The sequence below is a fragment of the Gordonia sp. NPDC057258 genome (assembly GCF_042668985.1).
Classification (GTDB): Bacteria; Actinomycetota; Actinomycetes; order Mycobacteriales; family Mycobacteriaceae; genus Gordonia; species Gordonia hongkongensis.
The window spans coordinates 1-1,073 of the sequence record NZ_JBHUXZ010000099.1 but is presented as its reverse complement, the minus strand read 5'-3'; the positions used below and the strand labels follow the sequence as shown (position 1 = coordinate 1,073).

Sequence of the window (1,073 nt, the reverse complement as noted above, 5' to 3'; positions counted from 1 at the left end):
ATCATGCGCGACCTCAGAATCTCGATCTCCGTCGTCGCAGCCGTCTTCAGTTCGAACATGCTCGCCAGATCGCCCAGGGCCGAGCCGATCGAATTGCCGTTCTCTTCGACCTGAACCAGGATGTTCGACTCGTAGGTCGGTTTCGTGATCAGCGCATACAGGCCGCCCAGCAACGCTGCACCGAGCGCGAACGCGAGACTTACGTTCCTGTATTCCAGCAGCGCGGCCAGGTGCTCGCCGAGACTCGTGCTTTCCTCAGTTGAAGAGCTGCGTTGCCTGGACAGGAATTCATCTGCTTCTTGCATGGGCTTGGTTCGATTAATTGAGTTGCTGAAACGTGTCCGATTGGGGGTCTTTCATTCCCCTCACCGGCGTGGCCGGGATGCCAGTTGCCTAGCGCGTCTGCACTGCATCCGGTTCGGTGATGCGCTGGCCGGAAATCGCAATCCTTTCCGACCATGCGCTCACGCCTTTTTCGATCGAGTCGAGTGCCGTTTCGAACGCCTCCCGACCGCGCCTGAACGGATCCTGAATATCGGCGTCGCCGAACTCCCCCAGGCGAAACACCCGCCCTCTCGACAGCGGGTTCAATCTTTCGACATAGCGCTTCTGCTCCATGTCCATGACGAGCATCAGATCGGCGTGCATGCAATGCGAGCGCAACAGTTGCCTTGCACGATGACCTTCGATGTCGAAGCCTCTCTCCCGCATCAATTCCCTGGCGAACGGGTCCGCCTGCTCCCCGACCAGCGCGCCCACCCCTGCGGATTGCACGATGCAATCCGGTAGCGCGCTTGCCAGCATGGCCTCGGCCATCGGGCTGCGACATATGTTTCCGATACAAACAACCAAAATGGATCGAATCATCGATATTTCCCGGTATCGTCCAGCGTTACGCCGGACGTCCACTTCACCGCGTGCGAGACATCAACATGAAAATGCTCCGAGGCAGTCGGAGGCGCATGACGTCATTCAACCTTGTCCGTCCCGGCACGCTGGGCGAACACTGCGTTCCGCGACGTCGCGGATTCCGCATATCTCGCTTGATAATCCGCGTACGCGATGGCCAGCCC

At 59.2% G+C, this 1,073-nt stretch carries 2 protein-coding genes; both read right to left on the bottom strand.

The window, feature by feature from the left end:
• Nucleotides 1–305: Wzz/FepE/Etk N-terminal domain-containing protein (locus ACFUEJ_RS24290; protein WP_388032396.1), on the bottom strand; the 305-nt coding region annotated here is incomplete at its 3' end.
• An 88-nt stretch (nt 306–393) separates the two neighbouring features.
• Complete coding sequence (locus ACFUEJ_RS24285) at nt 394–867, bottom strand: low molecular weight protein-tyrosine-phosphatase (RefSeq protein ID WP_105817674.1); 474 nt, start codon at nt 865–867, stop codon at nt 394–396.
• Nucleotides 868–1,073: the final 206 nt, after the last annotated feature.